Raw genomic sequence first — 14669 nt, 5'->3', positions numbered from 1 at the left:
CCTTTAGCTCATAATTTAAAAAAGCAATGCCGCCTGGCGGAGTTGGATCAACAAACGCATACCGACGCATCATCAACTTACAAAAAGGGTACGTTGCTTACAACAATAATTCCATCGATGCAATCTGATTTCTGGTTGCATTCACACTTACCCCATGCTGCCATCGTCGTCACCTAACCACCAAATCCACCAGCGGCAAATTCAGAAAGGACCAGCCACGTCTTGACATCCATAAGAATGGTGTCGTCGCGGCAAAGACGTTCCGCCTCCGTTTTTCCGACAAACAGGGTCTCTATCTGTTCCGAGGAACGGTTACCGGCGGCAGAGGGGTCGCCATCGCAGTCCACATAAGCAATGATAACCGATTTGTCGGTGATCCCGGAGGAACTGAACACGACTGGACTGGTTCGCTCCTACCGGACGACCGTAAGTCCGGTTTCCTCCATCAATTCCCTTCTGACTGCCATCTCGACCAATTCCCACGGATCCACGAGGCCGGCTGGAAATCCATATTGAAAGCCGCCAAAGGCTATCCTGAATTCTCGAATGACCACCAATTGTTGGCGCTCGCGGTGGTAAGGAACGATGACAACGGCATCTGCCGATGCCAGACGACGGGTAAAACATTTGGGTCCTGTCTTTTCACGTGGTGCCATTTGCCATGTTTTCGTCTGACCGTCACGATCGATGTAACGGATTTGAACTCTCCCCGCGGCAAGCCGCGGGGAATCTTCACCGTAAGAATGAAAATCGATTTCCAGTTCGCTCGTTAACACCGGCCGCAAGCGGCGGGGAATGCGCTCGCTATCGCGGTTCAAAAAGACTTAAAAACCGATCGGCAAACAGAGTCTTAAAACCGGACAATTTCATTTTTCCATGATCCTTGACTGGGCAGCTGTTAACGCCAGTTACGGGTCGTGATTGACAATAACGAAACAGACTGTGCAAAATTGTACACACCCCATCTGCCCTGCCGCACCCGTATGGATAATAATACAGCTGACCGGTCCACGGGATAAATAAGGCAAGTAAAAAGGCATTCAATATATTTACAATAAGATATCAAACGCTTGGTTATCCCTTCAGCGGTTAAGGGGCCCCTTGAGTTCGATGTTGTTATCGAAATTAACGTGTCGGCATATGAATTGCTGCATGAAACTGAGAGCGATTTATATTTGATGGAATCGTAAAAAGTCGAAATCTCAGATTAATGTCATCCCCGCGTAGGCGGGGATCCATAAGTTTCATATAGTTTAGATAGCGCTAAAGCTTCAGTACGTGCCCCGCCTACGCGGGAATGACACATCGGGGACTTTTTACGAGGCCATCATGTTTAAACGCATGATAACAGTCCGAGACCGCCGGAGAAAAAAGGATGAACAGCCAATTACAGGCGTTGAAATAAAACCCGCTGAAGCCGGCTCATCCGCCATCCGACAGCCCATTGTAATATTTTCACCGGGGCGTTTATGCCCAAGCCATGGCTAATAACTGAATTAATGGAGGATATCATGCCAGATGCAACCATTTTGTTCAATATCACGCCGGTGCCGTTTCTTTCGGTTCTGGTATGGATTTTTTTGAGCATCGCAGCCATGTATTTTGCCCGCCGGCCATTTCATGACTCAATGGGGTCCCTTGGCCGGGTGCTTTACAATGCCATGCGCGTAGCCGCCGCATCCGTAAAGATGGCTCAACAGCGCCTCGAAGCCCGCAACCGGGAAGTGCTGCTGGCTGCCGGCATCGAACATGCCGAAAGACGGACGGAACGAGAATTCGAGCGGATCAGCACGGCGGTGGAACGAAACCTGGAAGCCTATCCCCAGTTGCAGCGACAGCTCCGCGAAGATCTGTTGAAGCTTGAGGACGATTATAGCAAAACCGCTGAAATTCCCCAGGGGCTGTCTGATTGGGTCAAGGTAATCGATGCCATCGCCGGCATCAAACCGTCGGGTGACCCCATGGTGGCCAATCTTCTCGAAGATATCCACAATACCCTGAAGGAACAACATAAGGCGGCTCTCGAAGGCCATCGGAAAGCGGTGTCGGACCGCCACGGTATTCTCTCCCGCATGGTCCCCCAGTGGCGCGCCACGGACAAAACCCTCAAGGGAATCGAAAAAGCCATCTCCGATCTGACCGGCCGTTCCCAGGCGGTGGATCAGTGCATGACCGACTACGAGACCGTCAGAACCCACACCGACATTGCAGAACGTCAGCTTTCATCGTCCTCGCTGACTCAGTTCTTTACCTCCGGCCTGGTTCTGGGTGTGTTTGTCATCGGTGCCATCATCAACTTCAACCTGGTTGCCCTGCCGATGTCCGAAATGGTGGGCGGCGCAAGCTATATCGGTACGTTCAAGACCTCCGATGTGGCCGGCATTTTCATCGTCTGCCTGGAAGTCGTCGTGGGGATCTTTCTCATGGACGCCCTGCGTTTCACCCGACTGTTTTCGGTAATCGGCTGCCTCGACGACAAAAAACGAACCTGGTTCTTTTTTATCCTGCTGGCCATGCTCACCATCCTGGCCGGGGTTGAATCTTCTCTGGCCTTCATGCGCGATCGCATTGCTGCGGACATGGAGGCATTGAGACAGAGCCTGGCCGGCATCGAACCCTCGGCCGTAGCCGCTAGCAAAATCCCTACGATCGGTCAGATGATCCTGGGATTCATCCTGCCCTTCATTCTCACTACGGTCGCAATGCCCTTCGAAACCTTTATTTCGTCATCGCGAACCGTACTCGGCATGGTTGGCGCCTGGGCGCTGCGGGCGCTTGCGTTTTTTCTTCGCCTGGCGGGCAATCTGGGCTATTACCTGGGCCGACTGGTGGTCAACGTGTACGATCTGGTAATATTCCCGGCCCTGTGGCTGGAGGCATTGATCCAAAGGAAAATGACTGCAACGCCATCGATGCAGAAAGCGGAGAAAAATCGCCCCGCCACAAAGAGAAAGTCCATGACCCTGTTGGAGGAGACCGCACCATGCGAAAAAACAGCAGACTGAACCCATACTCGATTATTGCAGCCGCGTTGTTGGCGGTCGTGCCGATGTTCTCCGGATGCACCCAAAAGATGAACCATTCCAAGGGAGTGTACATGCTGGTGGACACCTCTGGCACCTATACCGAGGAACTGAACAAGGCCCGGGCCATCATCAACTATCTGCTGGGCACCCTGTCTCCCGGAGACACCATGGCGGTGGCTCGCATCGATACGGGTAGCTTCAGCGAAAAGGACATCGTCGCCAAGGTCACCTTTGACCAGCGTCCGTCGGTTGCCAACACACAAAAACGCGCCTTTCAGAAGCAGGTGGCCGAATTCGTATCATCGGTAAAAGGCAGCAGCCACACGGACATTTCCGGAGGACTGCTGCAGGCTGTCGAATACCTGAACGAAGCGGGATCCGGCCTGAAATACGTCCTGATTTTTTCGGATTTAAAAGAGGAACTGGCCCGCGGCCACGTGAGGGATGTCCCCTTCCAGTTGGAAGGGTTCCATATCGTCGCCCTGAATGTCACTAAACTTCGGGACGATATCCGCGATCCCAAAAATTATATGCAGCGGTTGGATCAGTGGCGAGACAAAACCGAGTCCGGCGGCGGGGCCTGGCGGGTGATCAATGACCTTGAGCGATTGGACAACATGTTTTCATTGTAGGCCTTTTCCCACCCCGACAACGAAAGCACCCCGCCAACCGCGCCGGGGTGCTTTTCCTTTTTTGACGGGTTCGTAAAAAGTCCGATATCTGCGTTACGCTTCATCCCTCGTCACTGCGTCGTACGATCAGTACGCCTCATTCCTCGGAATTCGCAAGCCTTGATCTCGAACTCTTTACGAACCCGTCGGAAATTCGACTTTATACGAGGCCATCTTTTTTAAAAGATAAACTTTTTCTCCATCAGCCGCTTTCTCTGCCGGCTCACATAATCCGCCAACGCCTGTTCGATCCCCGGGTCGATGGGGGGCTTTTCGTATTGGGCCAGCCGGTCAGCCAGCATTTGCTCCGTTTTATCGGCCACGCAGCGAGCGCCTTTGGACTCCCATTTCTGGTAGTCGTCGCGGGTAAACAGATGGGGCTGATACAGGCTCCTGCAGTGTTTGAACGTAGTGGGATGGGTAAGATAGTTGCCGTCACTACCCAGGCTTTTGATGGTCGCCACATCAATGGAATCCACATTGATGTTCATGGCCGTGATCACCCGCCGCAGGGTACGGCACACCTCCTCATCGAGGATCCACTTCTCGAAACTCATGGAGATGTAGGATCCCAGTTGGCCGCAGGCGTGAAGAATGAAATTGGCGCCGTTTCTCACGGCCGTGCTCATCATCAGGGTGCCTTCGGCAGCAGCCTGGGAATCCAGGCAATGGGAATTGGTGAGCATGCCGCCGGTACGGCAGGGGATTTTGTAGTGGCGTGCCAGCTGGATCACTGCGGATGCCAGCACCACCGCTTCCGGCGCACCCACGGCAGAGGAGACGGTGCGCATGTCAGACGGCGCCGAGACCGATCCATAGACCACCGGCGTACCCGGACCGGCCAGCTGGGACAGCACAATTCCGCTCAGGATCTCCGCATTGGCCATGGCCAGCAGTCCCGGCAGGGACACCGGCCCGCTGGTACCGGCGAGCACCATGTCGGTAATAACCAGCGGCTGGCCGAGGCGAGCTAAATCGATGATGATTTCAGCCATTTCAGGGCTGTACTTGAGCGGCGAGGCTGCATGAACGATAGCGGGCATCACCGGCTGTTTTTTCAACTCGTCCAGACCACCCCACGCAATTGCGGCCATTTCCACCGAATCCAGCGCCGCCTGCCGGAAATTGCTGCCTGCCAGAAAGGCCTTGTCACACAGGGTCAGGTTGGCAAGCATCATGTCCAAATGGGCGACCTGAGAGGGGATATCCGTTGGCTGGACCGTGAGGAAGCCGTTCATGTCCAGCTGGTCGGACGTCTGCACCAGTTTGCAGCAGGTGAAATAGTCGTCCAGGATTGCCGGCCGGCGCACGCCGTCGGCATTGGAGACATTGGGCGCACCGGCGGTGGGCAGGAAGACGAAGTCATCTTCGCCGATCGCCACATTATATTGCGGGTTTCGGGCGTGAACCACGAAACGGGACGGTACCGTCTCCAGGGCGCGCATCACCTCTTTTTCCGTGATATAAACCCGTGGGTTGGTGACTTTGAACCCGCTTTGCCGAAACAGGTCCAGCGCTTCTTCGGAGTTGAATTTGACCCCGGTTTCCGAAAGGATTTCCATGGAGGCATCATGGATCAGGTTGATTTCGTCCCGGGTGAACACCTGCATACGGTCGGTCATCTGCAGAACTCCCCTTCCGTGTCACCCCCTGCCGGGGGGACATCCCATGAAGGCCTGAAACAGGCGGTTTATGGATCTCGGCCACCCCGCAAGTGAATCTTTTTCCGCGATGCAGCAAAAAGGCACGCCGGGTGTCCGGATGAGGTTGCCGCAGGTTTGCCATCTGCCCGTTTTCGATCCAAAAGTCAAACTGATTATCGCCCCTGGCCAACCGGCGATTTGTCGGAAATCAGCAAAACAGGGAGAATCTCCAGGAAAATCAATTTTCTATGTTGAATTTTCGCGACAATTCCTTTAGTTTACCACCCTCGAACCGCATCGACGCCTGCGCGTTCACGCGCTGAAAGGAAAACTGAAAATGAAGGGTCAACCCGTAATTCCACCGGTCTACATGACGGCCACCTATAAGTTCGACAATTCCGACGACCTGATCGATGTGGTCCAGAACCACAGCGGCTACATCTACTCCCGATGGGACAATCCGTCGGTGGTGGAGGTCGAAAAGGCCCTGGCCGACCTGGAGGGCTACGACCACGCCCTGGGATTCAGTTCGGGCATGGCCGCCATCACGACCGTTGTTCTGTCCCATGTGCATGCCGGTGACCGCATCGTGACCACCCGGGAGATCTACGGCGGTACGTTTGAACTGATGAATGCGATCCTGCCGGGATTCGGGGTGGATGTCACCTATGTCAACTGCTGGAAAACCGAAGAAATCCTGGCTGAAATCGACAGGGGACTGGCGCTGCTGTACCTGGAATCGCCCACCAATCCCCTGCTCCGCGTGGTGGATGTGCCGACCCTGGCCAGTGCCGCCCACGCCAAAGGGGCGCTGGTGCTTCTGGATGCCACTTTTGCGTCGCCGATCAACCAGCACCCGCTGGAATGGGGGGTCGACGGTGTTATTCACAGCGGCACCAAGTATCTGGGCGGACACCACGACGTCACTGCAGGATTCGTCTGCTGCAACAACCCCTGCTCCGACCGCATCTGGAACCTGAGAAAAATCTTCGGCGGGGTCATGGACCCCATGACCGCCTTCCTCACCCTTCGCGGGCTGCAGACCCTTGAGCTTCGCATGCACAAACACAATGAAAATGCCATGGCGGTCGCCCGCTTCCTGGCAGCGCATCCCAAAATTGCCGCCGTGCACTACCCGGGGCTGCCCGCCCATCCGGACCACGACATCGCCAAAACGCGTATGACCGGTTTCGGCGGCATGCTCAGCTTTGAGGTGGCGTCGGATTTTGACGGCACCAAACGCGTGATGGACCGTTTGAAGCAGATCAAGCTGGCCACCAGCCTGGGCGGCGTTACCAGCCTGGCCAACCAGCCCATGACCAACACCCATGCGGCACTGAGCCCCGAAGCCCGCGAGAAGGCCGGTGTCAAGGAGAACCTGGTGCGCCTCTCCGTGGGCATCGAAGCGGTGCAGACGCTGGTCGACGATCTGAACCAGGCACTGGACGCCGTATGATCATCGCCGGATTCTCATCGTGGAACGGGTGCGGCAACCCTCGCCGATGCGACCTGTCGTGACCGGTGCGGTCAATCGTCCCGCCTGGACGATGCCTGTCATCGTCTTTTCGCAATTCGCCGGGACCTCCATCTGGTTTTCAGGAAATGCGGTGCTGGCGGAATTAATGCAGCGGTGGTCTTCACTGTCGCCCATGGCCGGATGGATAACCAGCGCCGTTCAATTGGGTTTTATCGCCGGCACGCTGATTTTCGCCATTTTCACCGTTTCCGACCGCTTTTCACCACGGCGGGTTTTTTTGCTGTGCGCGGTGGCGGGCGCCCTGGCCAACCTGCTCACCGGCCTGTCAGGCGCCGACCTGGCGGGGTTGCTGGCGCTTCGATTCATAACCGGCTTCTTTCTGGCGGGCATCTACCCGGTGGGCATGAAGATCGCCGCCGGGTGGTATAAAAAAGGGCTGGGCAACGCCCTGGGATTTCTCATCGGAGCGCTGGTGCTGGGCACGGCCTTTCCGCATCTGCTGAAAGGGGGACTGTCATCGGTGCCCTGGCAGGCCGTCATCCTTCTCTCTTCAGTCGTGTGCCTGATCGGCGGCCTGTTGATGTTTCTACTGATTCCGGACGGGCCTTACCTGGTTGCCGGAACCCGGTTCAACCCGCTGGCCGTCGTCACCCTGTTTCGCCACCGGGAGCTTCGCGCCGCCGCCCTGGGCTACTTCGGCCACATGTGGGAGCTTTATACCCTGTGGGCGTTTGTGCCGTTCTTCCTCAGCGCCTATCTGTCGAACGCCCCCGGCTTTTCCCTCAATGTCTCTTTCTGGAGCTTCCTGATCATCGGCATCGGCAGTATGGGGTGCAGCGTCGGCGGCCTGGTTTCAGTGCGCGTGGGCAGTGCGCGGGTAGCTTATATCCAACTGATGGTCTCGGGCATCTGCTGTCTTTTATCTCCCCTCTTTTTCGCGGCACCACCGGCCCTGTTCCTGGGTCTCATGCTGCTCTGGGGAATATCGGTGGTGGGGGATTCACCCCAATTTTCAACCATCGTGGCCCGCACCGCGCCTCAGGAACTGGTGGGCAGCGCCCTGACCCTGGTCAACTGCATCGGATTTTCCATCACCGTGGTCAGCCTGTCGCTGATGCAGTGGATATCGACCCGGGTGCCCCCCCAATACCTGCTGATCCTGCTGGCCGCCGGACCGGCAATGGGCCTTGTCTGCATGAAATCGCTGGTGGGTAGAAACCGGCCGTCAACCATTTAATAGTAATCAAGAATGGGCGTAGGCATATCGCGCTTCACATTTTTCCGAATCCTCGACCCTTCAAATCCTTCATCGACAAAAATAGAGTCACGCCATCGCATGCTGACGGTCAGGGTCTGAAATTTTCACCGGCCTGCCCCATGAGCCGATTGATGATGATCCCATGGGTTTTTCCAAAGGCCATAACCGATTCGGGGCGGTATTCACCGGCCAGATAGGAGGATATAAACGCGGGATTGTCCAGCATGTAGAGGATATAGGAAAGGTGTCCGCTGTAGCCGCTGTCGTCCAGTTGCTGCAAGGCTCGGATGGCCTCGTCCCCCATGGCCATGACCTGCCGGTTGATCACCGGATGCTGGTCCCGGCTGCAAACTTTCAGGGAGTAAATCCGGCGGCAGGCAAAGGGACGCAACTCATAGATCATGCAGGCCCGGTTTTTCATGAGGAAAGGACAAGCACACGGCTTTTTACGTTCACGCTGTTTCATGTCTGCGGCCAGGGCCTTTTTAACGGTTACCTGCCGGGGCCGGGGCAGCCGGTTCACCCGGTCACGGATCACCAGGCCCTCAAGGGTGGTGATGTGAATGCTGCCCGCATCGCTGCAGCAGAAGGCACAGCCTCTGCCGCAGACCGCTTCAGTTTTGTAGGGCGCAGCGTCACTTTCGAAGTCGTCGTATAGGGTCTGCAGTCTTTTCTTTTTCTCTTCCATAAAATCTTACCGCTTGGGCGATTGATAAAATCGTGAAAAGCTATATTTCAGAGGGTTTCTTAAAACGTTCGAGATCAAGGCGTGCAAATCCCGAGAAATGAGGCGTACCCATCGTACGCCGCAATGACGAGGGATGAAGCATAACGCAGATATCGGACATTTTAAGGAACCATCAAGGTTGTCGGTTGGCCGGCAGGCTGATAGTAATGGTGCAGCCGGGGCCGTCGTTGTTCTCCGCCTGAACCCGTCCGCCCATGGCCACAAGGAATTTTTTTACCAGAGCCAGGCCGAGGCCGGTACCCCCGGTGGTGCGGGTAAGGTCGTTGTCCACGCGATAAAAATCGTCGAACACCTGCTTCAACGATCGCTTGGGAATGCCCGGCCCGGTATCGGACACCGACAGCCTGACCCAACCGTCGACCGCATCCGCTGCAATGACGATGCGTTTCACCGGCAGATGGCGGCCGAACTTGATGCTGTTTTCCATGAGATTGATCAGCACCTGGACCAGCACTTCCCGGTCGTAGGCAAACATGGGCAACCGGCCGGCGTGGATCTTCAGATCGAATCCCTCCCGGGTCAGGCTCTCGGCCATCACCGACTGTACATCGGCCAGCACGTCGGCCAAATCCCCTTCCTTGAGGTCGAAGCGACGGGTCTGTTTTTCCAGGCGGGACAGTTCCAGCACATTGTTGATCAGCCCGGACAGCCGGGCACTCTCCGAGGCCAGGATGCCCAGGTACTCCTGCTCCCGCTCCGGCGTGGCGGCAATCCCCTGGTCGAGCATCTCGATATACATGCGGATGTTGGTCAGCGGGGTCTTGAGTTCATGGGTAACGGCGGAAACGAACTGGGAACGCCTCTCCGACAGATCCAAAACGGTTCGGGCGCTATGGTAGATGGTCACCAGACCGGCCACCATCACCGCACCCAAAATCACCAGGACCAGGGTCAGCGTCTGCCGGGCCGGCGACGGCGGCAGCGACACCACGCGCATTTCGGCCGTGAGAAAACCGAACGGGGCGGGAAAAGTTCTGCCGGCAATCCAATCCCCGGCCGCGATGCCGATATCTGCCCCGGTACGGTTGCGGGAGGCGTTGAGGCCGGTCGCATTCAATGTCAGGGCCGTGTAGCGGGCAATGGGCTGCGGATCGTAGTGCACGGCCAGCAGATGGTCGATAAAGGGCACGAGTTCGAGAACGAATCCCTGCCGGTAGATCTGGCCGCCGATGCCGATCCGACGAAAAATAAACACCCGGCCGTCATCGATGGCCACCGCCTGCAGGGGTGCCACCTCCACCTGAAACCGACTGCTATCGGATTCGTCAGGTGCCTTTTCCGCCATCGTTTGCTGTCTGACTGTCGGCGTGGACTGAACCGCCGGGAAGGCCGGCATGCCATAGGACGAGGGTGCGGCTTCGTCCTTTTCCATATCGGCGGAAGCACCGTCTTTGCCTGGGGGTGCCGACAGGCCGGGTTCCTTTTGGGCCAGGTTCATCGCCTGTCCGGCGGTGATCTCCTCCACCCGGGCCTGCTCCTGGCCGAGGACGCTTTTGGCTTTCTTGCGCTCGGAACTTCGCAAAAAACGGTCGGCAAAGGAGGATTGCTCTTTTTTTGCCATTGCCGCCGGTTGTTGAACCTTAAGGGGTGCAGGGGATGGCAACTGGGCGACGAATTTACGCTGGTTGAAAATCGTGTTGATGGCCCGAAGCTGGTCTACCCGTTCGGTCAGACCGGCAGACACCTCCTGCGCCTCATTCACCAGCGGGGTCTGGAAGGAACCGTCCGGATCATTCTGGAAATATCCCAGGATAAACGACTCAACCGGTAACCGGGCCAAGGGTGACGGGGTGGTGCCGCTCTCCTGCACCAGGGTGTGGCGGTATTCGTCCACGGCCCGGTTTTCCTCCCGCCGGACCAGATCGGCCAGTTCGGCTTCAATCTCGTCCAACAGCCGTTCCGCAAAGAAACGTACCTGCCCCTGCGTTTCCCGATTCAGCGCGCCGTAAGTCCGCCAGGCCACAAAGGCCAGCGGTAGGGAAACCAGCACGCAGAAGATGATCATATAGAGACGCAGACGTTTCAATGCTCCGGCTCCAGGCGGTATCCTTCTCCGCGAACCGTCTGGATCAGAATTTGATCGTCGGCCAGCGAAGCAATCTTTTTTCTCAGTTTGAGCATATGGATGTCCACGGTGCGGGTCTCCACATTCGGGTCCTTGTAGTGCCACACCTCGGTGAGCAGTTCGCCCTTGGAAACGATGCGGTCCCGATGGCGAAACAGGTAGACGATAATGTCCATTTCACGACGGGTCAACGCCTCCGACCGGTCCCGATACACCGCCTGAAGGTTGAGGCCGTCAAACAAAATGTCAGCGTATCGGATCTGCTCGTCTCCCAATGGTTTCCCGCTTCTCCTGAGCACCGCCTCCACGCGCACCATCAGTTCTCTCAAGGAGAAGGGTTTGCTCACATAGTCATCCGCCCCGGCAGTAAAGCCGGTCACCACATCGTCTTCGGATCCCTTCGCCGTGAGAATGATCACCGGCTGAGCCGCCCGTTTGCCGCGGATCTCACGGCAGATGGAAAAACCGTCCATGCCGGGCAGCATCACATCCAGCAGCACCAGGTCATACTGTCCGCTCAAAGCGGATTCACAGCCTCTGATGCCATCGGCGACACCGTCGGCACCGTATCCGTTGAACACCAGCACATCGCAAAGCCCCTTTAAAATGGCCGGATCGTCTTCCACCACCAGAATACGGGCCTTCGGCTGATTCATCGTTCCTCCCCTTCCCGGTTCGCCATGATTGCTGCCCATCCCTACCATCAAAGTCCACGTGATTCAAAGCAAAACTTTTGCAAAAAGAGCGTCCTAACGTTTTGCATTTGTTTGAATTGTATTTCCATCTGGTTCGCTTATCATCCCAACTATAGGCCGAACGAATTCCAAGAGAAAGCAACCCAACCCGCAAAAAAAGGAGAAGCATCATGTCGAAAAGAAAAAAAAGCCTGCTGGCGATCATGGGCCTGATCCTGGGCACCTCTGCCGCCCTGGCCGCCATGGGAGCAATGGGCACGGGCAATCCGCACCCCGTGCCGGTACCCCCTCCTGTTGAAGACAAGCTGTTGAGCGTTTCCACTGAAGTGGTTCAGGATAAGGTTCTCAAAGGCGCGGACGGACGGGTGACCGTTTCCCTGAACCTGACCGCCGGCCGACTGCCGGCTCTTGACAACGAAGCCGTCCCGGCCACGGATCTGGTGGTTGTCCTGGACCGCAGCGGTTCCATGGAAGGACAAAAGCTGAACGATGCCCGTCAGGCGATCATCCGTCTGCTGGATCAGTTCGAACCTGAAGATCGGCTGGCCCTGGTGACTTATTCAAACGGCGTACAGACCCCATCGGCCCTGGTTCCGCTGAATGAAGCCAACCGGAGGCGGCTGACGGCGGTGGTGAATCAGGTCCATGCCGGCGGTGGCACCAATCTGGGAGGCGGATTGAGCCGAGGCATCGACATGCTGATGGCTGCCCCTGCTGCCGAACGCAACCGCAAGGTCATTCTCATCTCCGACGGACTGGCCAACCAGGGCATCACCGATCCGGATGCATTGGGACGCATGGCATCCGCGGCCGTGGAAAACCGCTTTTCCATCAGCACCGTCGGTGTCGGATTGGATTTCAATGAAATGCTGATGACCGCCATCGCCGACCATGGCGCCGGCCACTATCATTTTCTCGAAGATCCCCAGGTGTTCGCCCAGGTGTTTGAAACCGAATTTCAGGCCACCCGCCATGTGGCCGCGGCCGATGTGAACATTCAAATTCCCCTGGAACCCGGGGTTCGTCTGGTCGCTGCCGGCGGGTACCCCATCAGCTACGAAAACGGCACGGCGGTGATCCATCCGGGCAATCTGCTTTCCGGCCAGAACAGAACCCTTTTCCTGACCTTCCACGTGCCCACGGCCCAGGAAAAAGAGATCGTTATGGGCCGAGTGCAGGTTCAGTATCGGCATCATGGCGAATCGCGGACGGTGGACACCGCCCGGCCGCTGACCGTTGCCTGCGTGCAGGATCCGACGGCGGTGCTGGCCAGTATCAAAAAGGATGCATGGGCGGATCAGGTCGTACAGGAGGAATTCAGCCGTTTGAAGGAAGCGGTGGCGGCCGATATTCGCGACGGGGACAGGACCCGTGCCCAGGCGCGCATCCATGAATACGAGGAAAAGCAGGAAGCTATCAACACCGTCGTCGGCTCCGGCAAAGTTGCCCAGAACCTGGATACGGATGTGCAGGCCCTACGCCAGCGCGTGGATGAGACATTCGCCGGCGCACCGGCAGCCGTAGCCGAAAAGAAGAAGCGGGTCTCAAAGTCCCTGCAGTATGACGGTTACCAGCTGAGACGGGATAAAAAGTAAAACAGGTTCACAGGCTGAAGGATGAAGGCTGGAGGGGTTTTCTCAATACTGGCAACCGGTATACCCAATGTCGCTGACCTAAGAAGGTTATATATTGGAAGAATCCATCGCTATCGAAATCGGGATCGCAGTCGAAATCGACAAACACGGCCATGGCATTGATTTCGTTCCCGATAGCGATGGCGATGTCGACCCCGAAAGGGCCGTTTTAAGACCACCGAAGGCTTAGGTGAATGACAGTGGGTTTAACCTTTCAGCCTACAGTCCAAACCGCTACCCCCTTAAAGAAAAGGAGTTCTCTTATGGGAATCATGACCCGCATGGTGAGACTGTGCAAAGCCGATGTCCACGGCGTGATGGATCAACTGGAAGATAAAGGATTGCTGCTCAAGCAGTACCTGCGAGAGATGGAAACCAGCCTCGGGCACAAGGAACAGCAGGTCAACGCATTGACACGACGCATTGGCCGCCTGACCGGCCAGATCGCCCGGCACGCCGAGGAGGTGGACAAGCTGGAGCGGGATCTCACCCTGGCACTGCAAAAAGAGAAGGACGATATCGCCCGAATGCTGATCCGCAGGCGCCGTGCCCTTGAAACCGCCGCCGGCCATTTGAAAGAACAAATCGATGCGATGAGCCTGGAGAAAACCCAACTGACGGAAACCCTTTCGCATCAACGGCTCCAGTATGAAACCCTCAACGCCAAGGCCGACGCCTGTTGCTTCCAGGCCACTGACCACCTTTTCGAGACGGCGTCCGATCGCAACGCGGGAATCGTTTATTCGACAGAACCCGTTGATGAGGAAATCGAACTGGAACTGCTCACGCGCAAAGACGCGCTGCAAAAAGGAGGCACCCCATGAAACGGTCCGTGCGAACCACCCTCGTCTATGGCCTGATCAGTGCCCTGGCCGTCATCCCCGCTGCATGGTCGTTAACCGGGCTCATCGGCTGGGCAATGGCCTTCAAACTGTCGCTGTGGGCGGATCTTTTTTTCTACGCCGTCCTGCTGACCCGATGGAGCGGAAACGGTCTGAGCGCAATGGGCTTTCCCATGGCGCTGCTATTGGGTACGGCGCTGTGGCCCGGGGTTTATTCCGGTTTTTTCTTTCTGGGTCTGGGGGTGTTCAGCTGGATCCGCAGCGGCATATGCTTTACCGGAACACCGGTTCGCGCGGTTGCCGCCGAAATCATCACCGTCGCCGGCGGTGCTGGACTGGTGGCGCTGCTGGGCCCGGCGTCCACCCTTACTTGGGCCATCGGCATCTGGCTGTTTTTCCTGGTGCAGGCACTCTACTTTTTCATTATTCCATCAAAGGATCCCTCCAATACCGACCGGTCAGTGGAAGATCCCTTCGAGCTGGCTCGCCGTGAGGCACAGCGGGTGTTGGACCAAGCCGGATGACAGCGGTCCGCGGCAGGACATTGGGTGTTAACCGTCCGGCCGTCGAATCAGACCCCGGGCATCGGCCCGGGGTCTTCCGTCAAGCG

At 56.9% G+C, this 14669-nt stretch carries 15 protein-coding genes; 9 read left to right on the top strand and 6 right to left on the bottom strand.

Annotated elements, in window-relative coordinates; all coding sequences use genetic code 11:
• Positions 1-173: 173 nt before the first annotated feature.
• Positions 174-395 carry a hypothetical protein gene (locus ACHZBS_RS25555; protein ID WP_319409371.1) on the bottom strand — a complete coding sequence of 74 codons (222 nt, stop codon included), beginning with the start codon at positions 393-395 and terminating at the stop codon, positions 174-176.
• An 18-nt stretch (positions 396-413) separates the two neighbouring features.
• A complete protein-coding gene (locus tag ACHZBS_RS25550) occupies positions 414-818 on the bottom strand; it encodes an NUDIX domain-containing protein (RefSeq protein WP_319409370.1) in 405 nt (134 codons plus the stop codon).
• 693 nt (positions 819-1511) lie between these two features.
• Between ACHZBS_RS25550 and ACHZBS_RS25545 the strand changes: the two genes are divergently transcribed.
• Together ACHZBS_RS25545 and ACHZBS_RS25540 are read left to right on the top strand one after the other, a co-directional pair.
• Complete coding sequence (locus tag ACHZBS_RS25545) at positions 1512-3005, top strand: hypothetical protein (protein ID WP_319409369.1); 1494 nt, start codon at positions 1512-1514, stop codon at positions 3003-3005.
• Positions 2984-3658, top strand: a complete 675-nt coding sequence (locus ACHZBS_RS25540; RefSeq protein WP_319409368.1) for a hypothetical protein — start codon at positions 2984-2986, stop codon at positions 3656-3658. Before ACHZBS_RS25545 ends, ACHZBS_RS25540 begins: the two co-directional genes overlap by 22 nt.
• Positions 3659-3876: 218 nt before the next feature.
• Here the strand turns inward: ACHZBS_RS25540 and ACHZBS_RS25535 are convergent, their stop codons facing one another.
• Complete coding sequence (locus ACHZBS_RS25535; RefSeq protein ID WP_319409367.1) at positions 3877-5319, bottom strand: trimethylamine methyltransferase family protein; 1443 nt, start codon at positions 5317-5319, stop codon at positions 3877-3879.
• A gap of 70 nt (positions 5320-5389) precedes the next feature.
• Here ACHZBS_RS25535 and ACHZBS_RS25530 point away from each other — a divergent pair, with 70 nt between their 5' ends.
• From ACHZBS_RS25530 to ACHZBS_RS25520, 3 genes are read left to right on the top strand one after another with little or no spacing between them, the layout of a single operon-like run.
• Complete coding sequence (locus ACHZBS_RS25530) at positions 5390-5617, top strand: hypothetical protein (RefSeq protein ID WP_319409366.1); 228 nt, start codon at positions 5390-5392, stop codon at positions 5615-5617.
• A 60-nt stretch (positions 5618-5677) separates the two neighbouring features.
• On the top strand, positions 5678-6796 hold the full coding sequence (locus ACHZBS_RS25525) for an aminotransferase class I/II-fold pyridoxal phosphate-dependent enzyme (protein ID WP_319409365.1): 1119 nt from the start codon (positions 5678-5680) through the stop codon (positions 6794-6796).
• A gap of 46 nt (positions 6797-6842) precedes the next feature.
• The gene (locus ACHZBS_RS25520; RefSeq protein WP_319409364.1) at positions 6843-8054 is read left to right on the top strand and encodes an MFS transporter; all 1212 of its coding nucleotides are present in this window, start codon (positions 6843-6845) and stop codon (positions 8052-8054) included.
• A 109-nt stretch (positions 8055-8163) separates the two neighbouring features.
• Here ACHZBS_RS25520 and ACHZBS_RS25515 read toward each other — a convergent pair whose 3' ends face one another.
• The 3 genes from ACHZBS_RS25515 to ACHZBS_RS25505 form a co-directional block, all read right to left on the bottom strand.
• On the bottom strand, positions 8164-8763 hold the full coding sequence (locus ACHZBS_RS25515; protein ID WP_319409363.1) for a YkgJ family cysteine cluster protein: 600 nt from the start codon (positions 8761-8763) through the stop codon (positions 8164-8166).
• A gap of 172 nt (positions 8764-8935) precedes the next feature.
• Positions 8936-10849, bottom strand: coding sequence for a HAMP domain-containing sensor histidine kinase (locus ACHZBS_RS25510; protein ID WP_319409362.1), 1914 nt, complete (start codon positions 10847-10849; stop codon positions 8936-8938).
• Positions 10846-11544, bottom strand: coding sequence for a response regulator transcription factor (locus ACHZBS_RS25505; protein WP_319409361.1), 699 nt, complete (start codon positions 11542-11544; stop codon positions 10846-10848). Before ACHZBS_RS25505 ends, ACHZBS_RS25510 begins: the two co-directional genes overlap by 4 nt.
• A 209-nt stretch (positions 11545-11753) precedes the next feature.
• Here ACHZBS_RS25505 and ACHZBS_RS25500 point away from each other — a divergent pair, with 209 nt between their 5' ends.
• The 4 genes from ACHZBS_RS25500 to ACHZBS_RS25485 all read left to right on the top strand — a co-directional run bounded on the left by ACHZBS_RS25500 (position 11754) and on the right by ACHZBS_RS25485 (position 14583).
• Entirely contained in the window at positions 11754-13178 is a 1425-nt protein-coding gene (locus ACHZBS_RS25500) for a VWA domain-containing protein (RefSeq protein WP_319409360.1), read from the top strand.
• Positions 13179-13272: 94 nt separating this feature from the next.
• Positions 13273-13407 (top strand): hypothetical protein, encoded by a 135-nt coding sequence (locus tag ACHZBS_RS25495; RefSeq protein WP_319409359.1) that lies wholly within the window; start codon positions 13273-13275, stop codon positions 13405-13407.
• A gap of 73 nt (positions 13408-13480) precedes the next feature.
• Positions 13481-14041: a PspA/IM30 family protein gene (locus ACHZBS_RS25490; protein WP_319409358.1), complete on the top strand. Its 561-nt coding sequence runs from the start codon at positions 13481-13483 to the stop codon at positions 14039-14041.
• The gene (locus ACHZBS_RS25485; protein WP_319409357.1) at positions 14038-14583 is read left to right on the top strand and encodes a hypothetical protein; all 546 of its coding nucleotides are present in this window, start codon (positions 14038-14040) and stop codon (positions 14581-14583) included. The genes ACHZBS_RS25490 and ACHZBS_RS25485 overlap by 4 nt, the downstream gene beginning before the upstream one ends.
• The last annotated feature ends 86 nt before the right edge of the window (positions 14584-14669 follow it).

Source organism: uncultured Desulfosarcina sp. (assembly GCF_963664155.2).
In the GTDB taxonomy this organism is placed as follows: domain Bacteria; phylum Desulfobacterota; class Desulfobacteria; order Desulfobacterales; family Desulfosarcinaceae; genus Desulfosarcina.
The sequence above is the reverse complement of the archived record's forward strand: the minus strand, read 5'-3'. Positions and strand labels throughout refer to the sequence as shown.

What these genes read in the sequence shown, in the direction of transcription:
- ACHZBS_RS25545 (WP_319409369.1), top strand. Translation starts at nt 1,512, where the DNA reads ATGCCAGATGCAACCATTTTGTTCAATATCACGCCGGTGCCGTTTCTT.
- ACHZBS_RS25540 (WP_319409368.1), top strand. Translation starts at nt 2,984, where the DNA reads ATGCGAAAAAACAGCAGACTGAACCCATACTCGATTATTGCAGCCGCG.
- ACHZBS_RS25535 (WP_319409367.1), bottom strand. Translation starts at nt 5,319, where the DNA reads ATGACCGACCGTATGCAGGTGTTCACCCGGGACGAAATCAACCTGATC.
- ACHZBS_RS25530 (WP_319409366.1), top strand. Translation starts at nt 5,390, where the DNA reads ATGGATCTCGGCCACCCCGCAAGTGAATCTTTTTCCGCGATGCAGCAA.
- ACHZBS_RS25525 (WP_319409365.1), top strand. Translation starts at nt 5,678, where the DNA reads ATGAAGGGTCAACCCGTAATTCCACCGGTCTACATGACGGCCACCTAT.
- ACHZBS_RS25520 (WP_319409364.1), top strand. Translation starts at nt 6,843, where the DNA reads ATGCGACCTGTCGTGACCGGTGCGGTCAATCGTCCCGCCTGGACGATG.
- ACHZBS_RS25515 (WP_319409363.1), bottom strand. Translation starts at nt 8,763, where the DNA reads ATGGAAGAGAAAAAGAAAAGACTGCAGACCCTATACGACGACTTCGAA.
- ACHZBS_RS25505 (WP_319409361.1), bottom strand. Translation starts at nt 11,544, where the DNA reads ATGAATCAGCCGAAGGCCCGTATTCTGGTGGTGGAAGACGATCCGGCC.
- ACHZBS_RS25500 (WP_319409360.1), top strand. Translation starts at nt 11,754, where the DNA reads ATGTCGAAAAGAAAAAAAAGCCTGCTGGCGATCATGGGCCTGATCCTG.
- ACHZBS_RS25490 (WP_319409358.1), top strand. Translation starts at nt 13,481, where the DNA reads ATGGGAATCATGACCCGCATGGTGAGACTGTGCAAAGCCGATGTCCAC.
- ACHZBS_RS25485 (WP_319409357.1), top strand. Translation starts at nt 14,038, where the DNA reads ATGAAACGGTCCGTGCGAACCACCCTCGTCTATGGCCTGATCAGTGCC.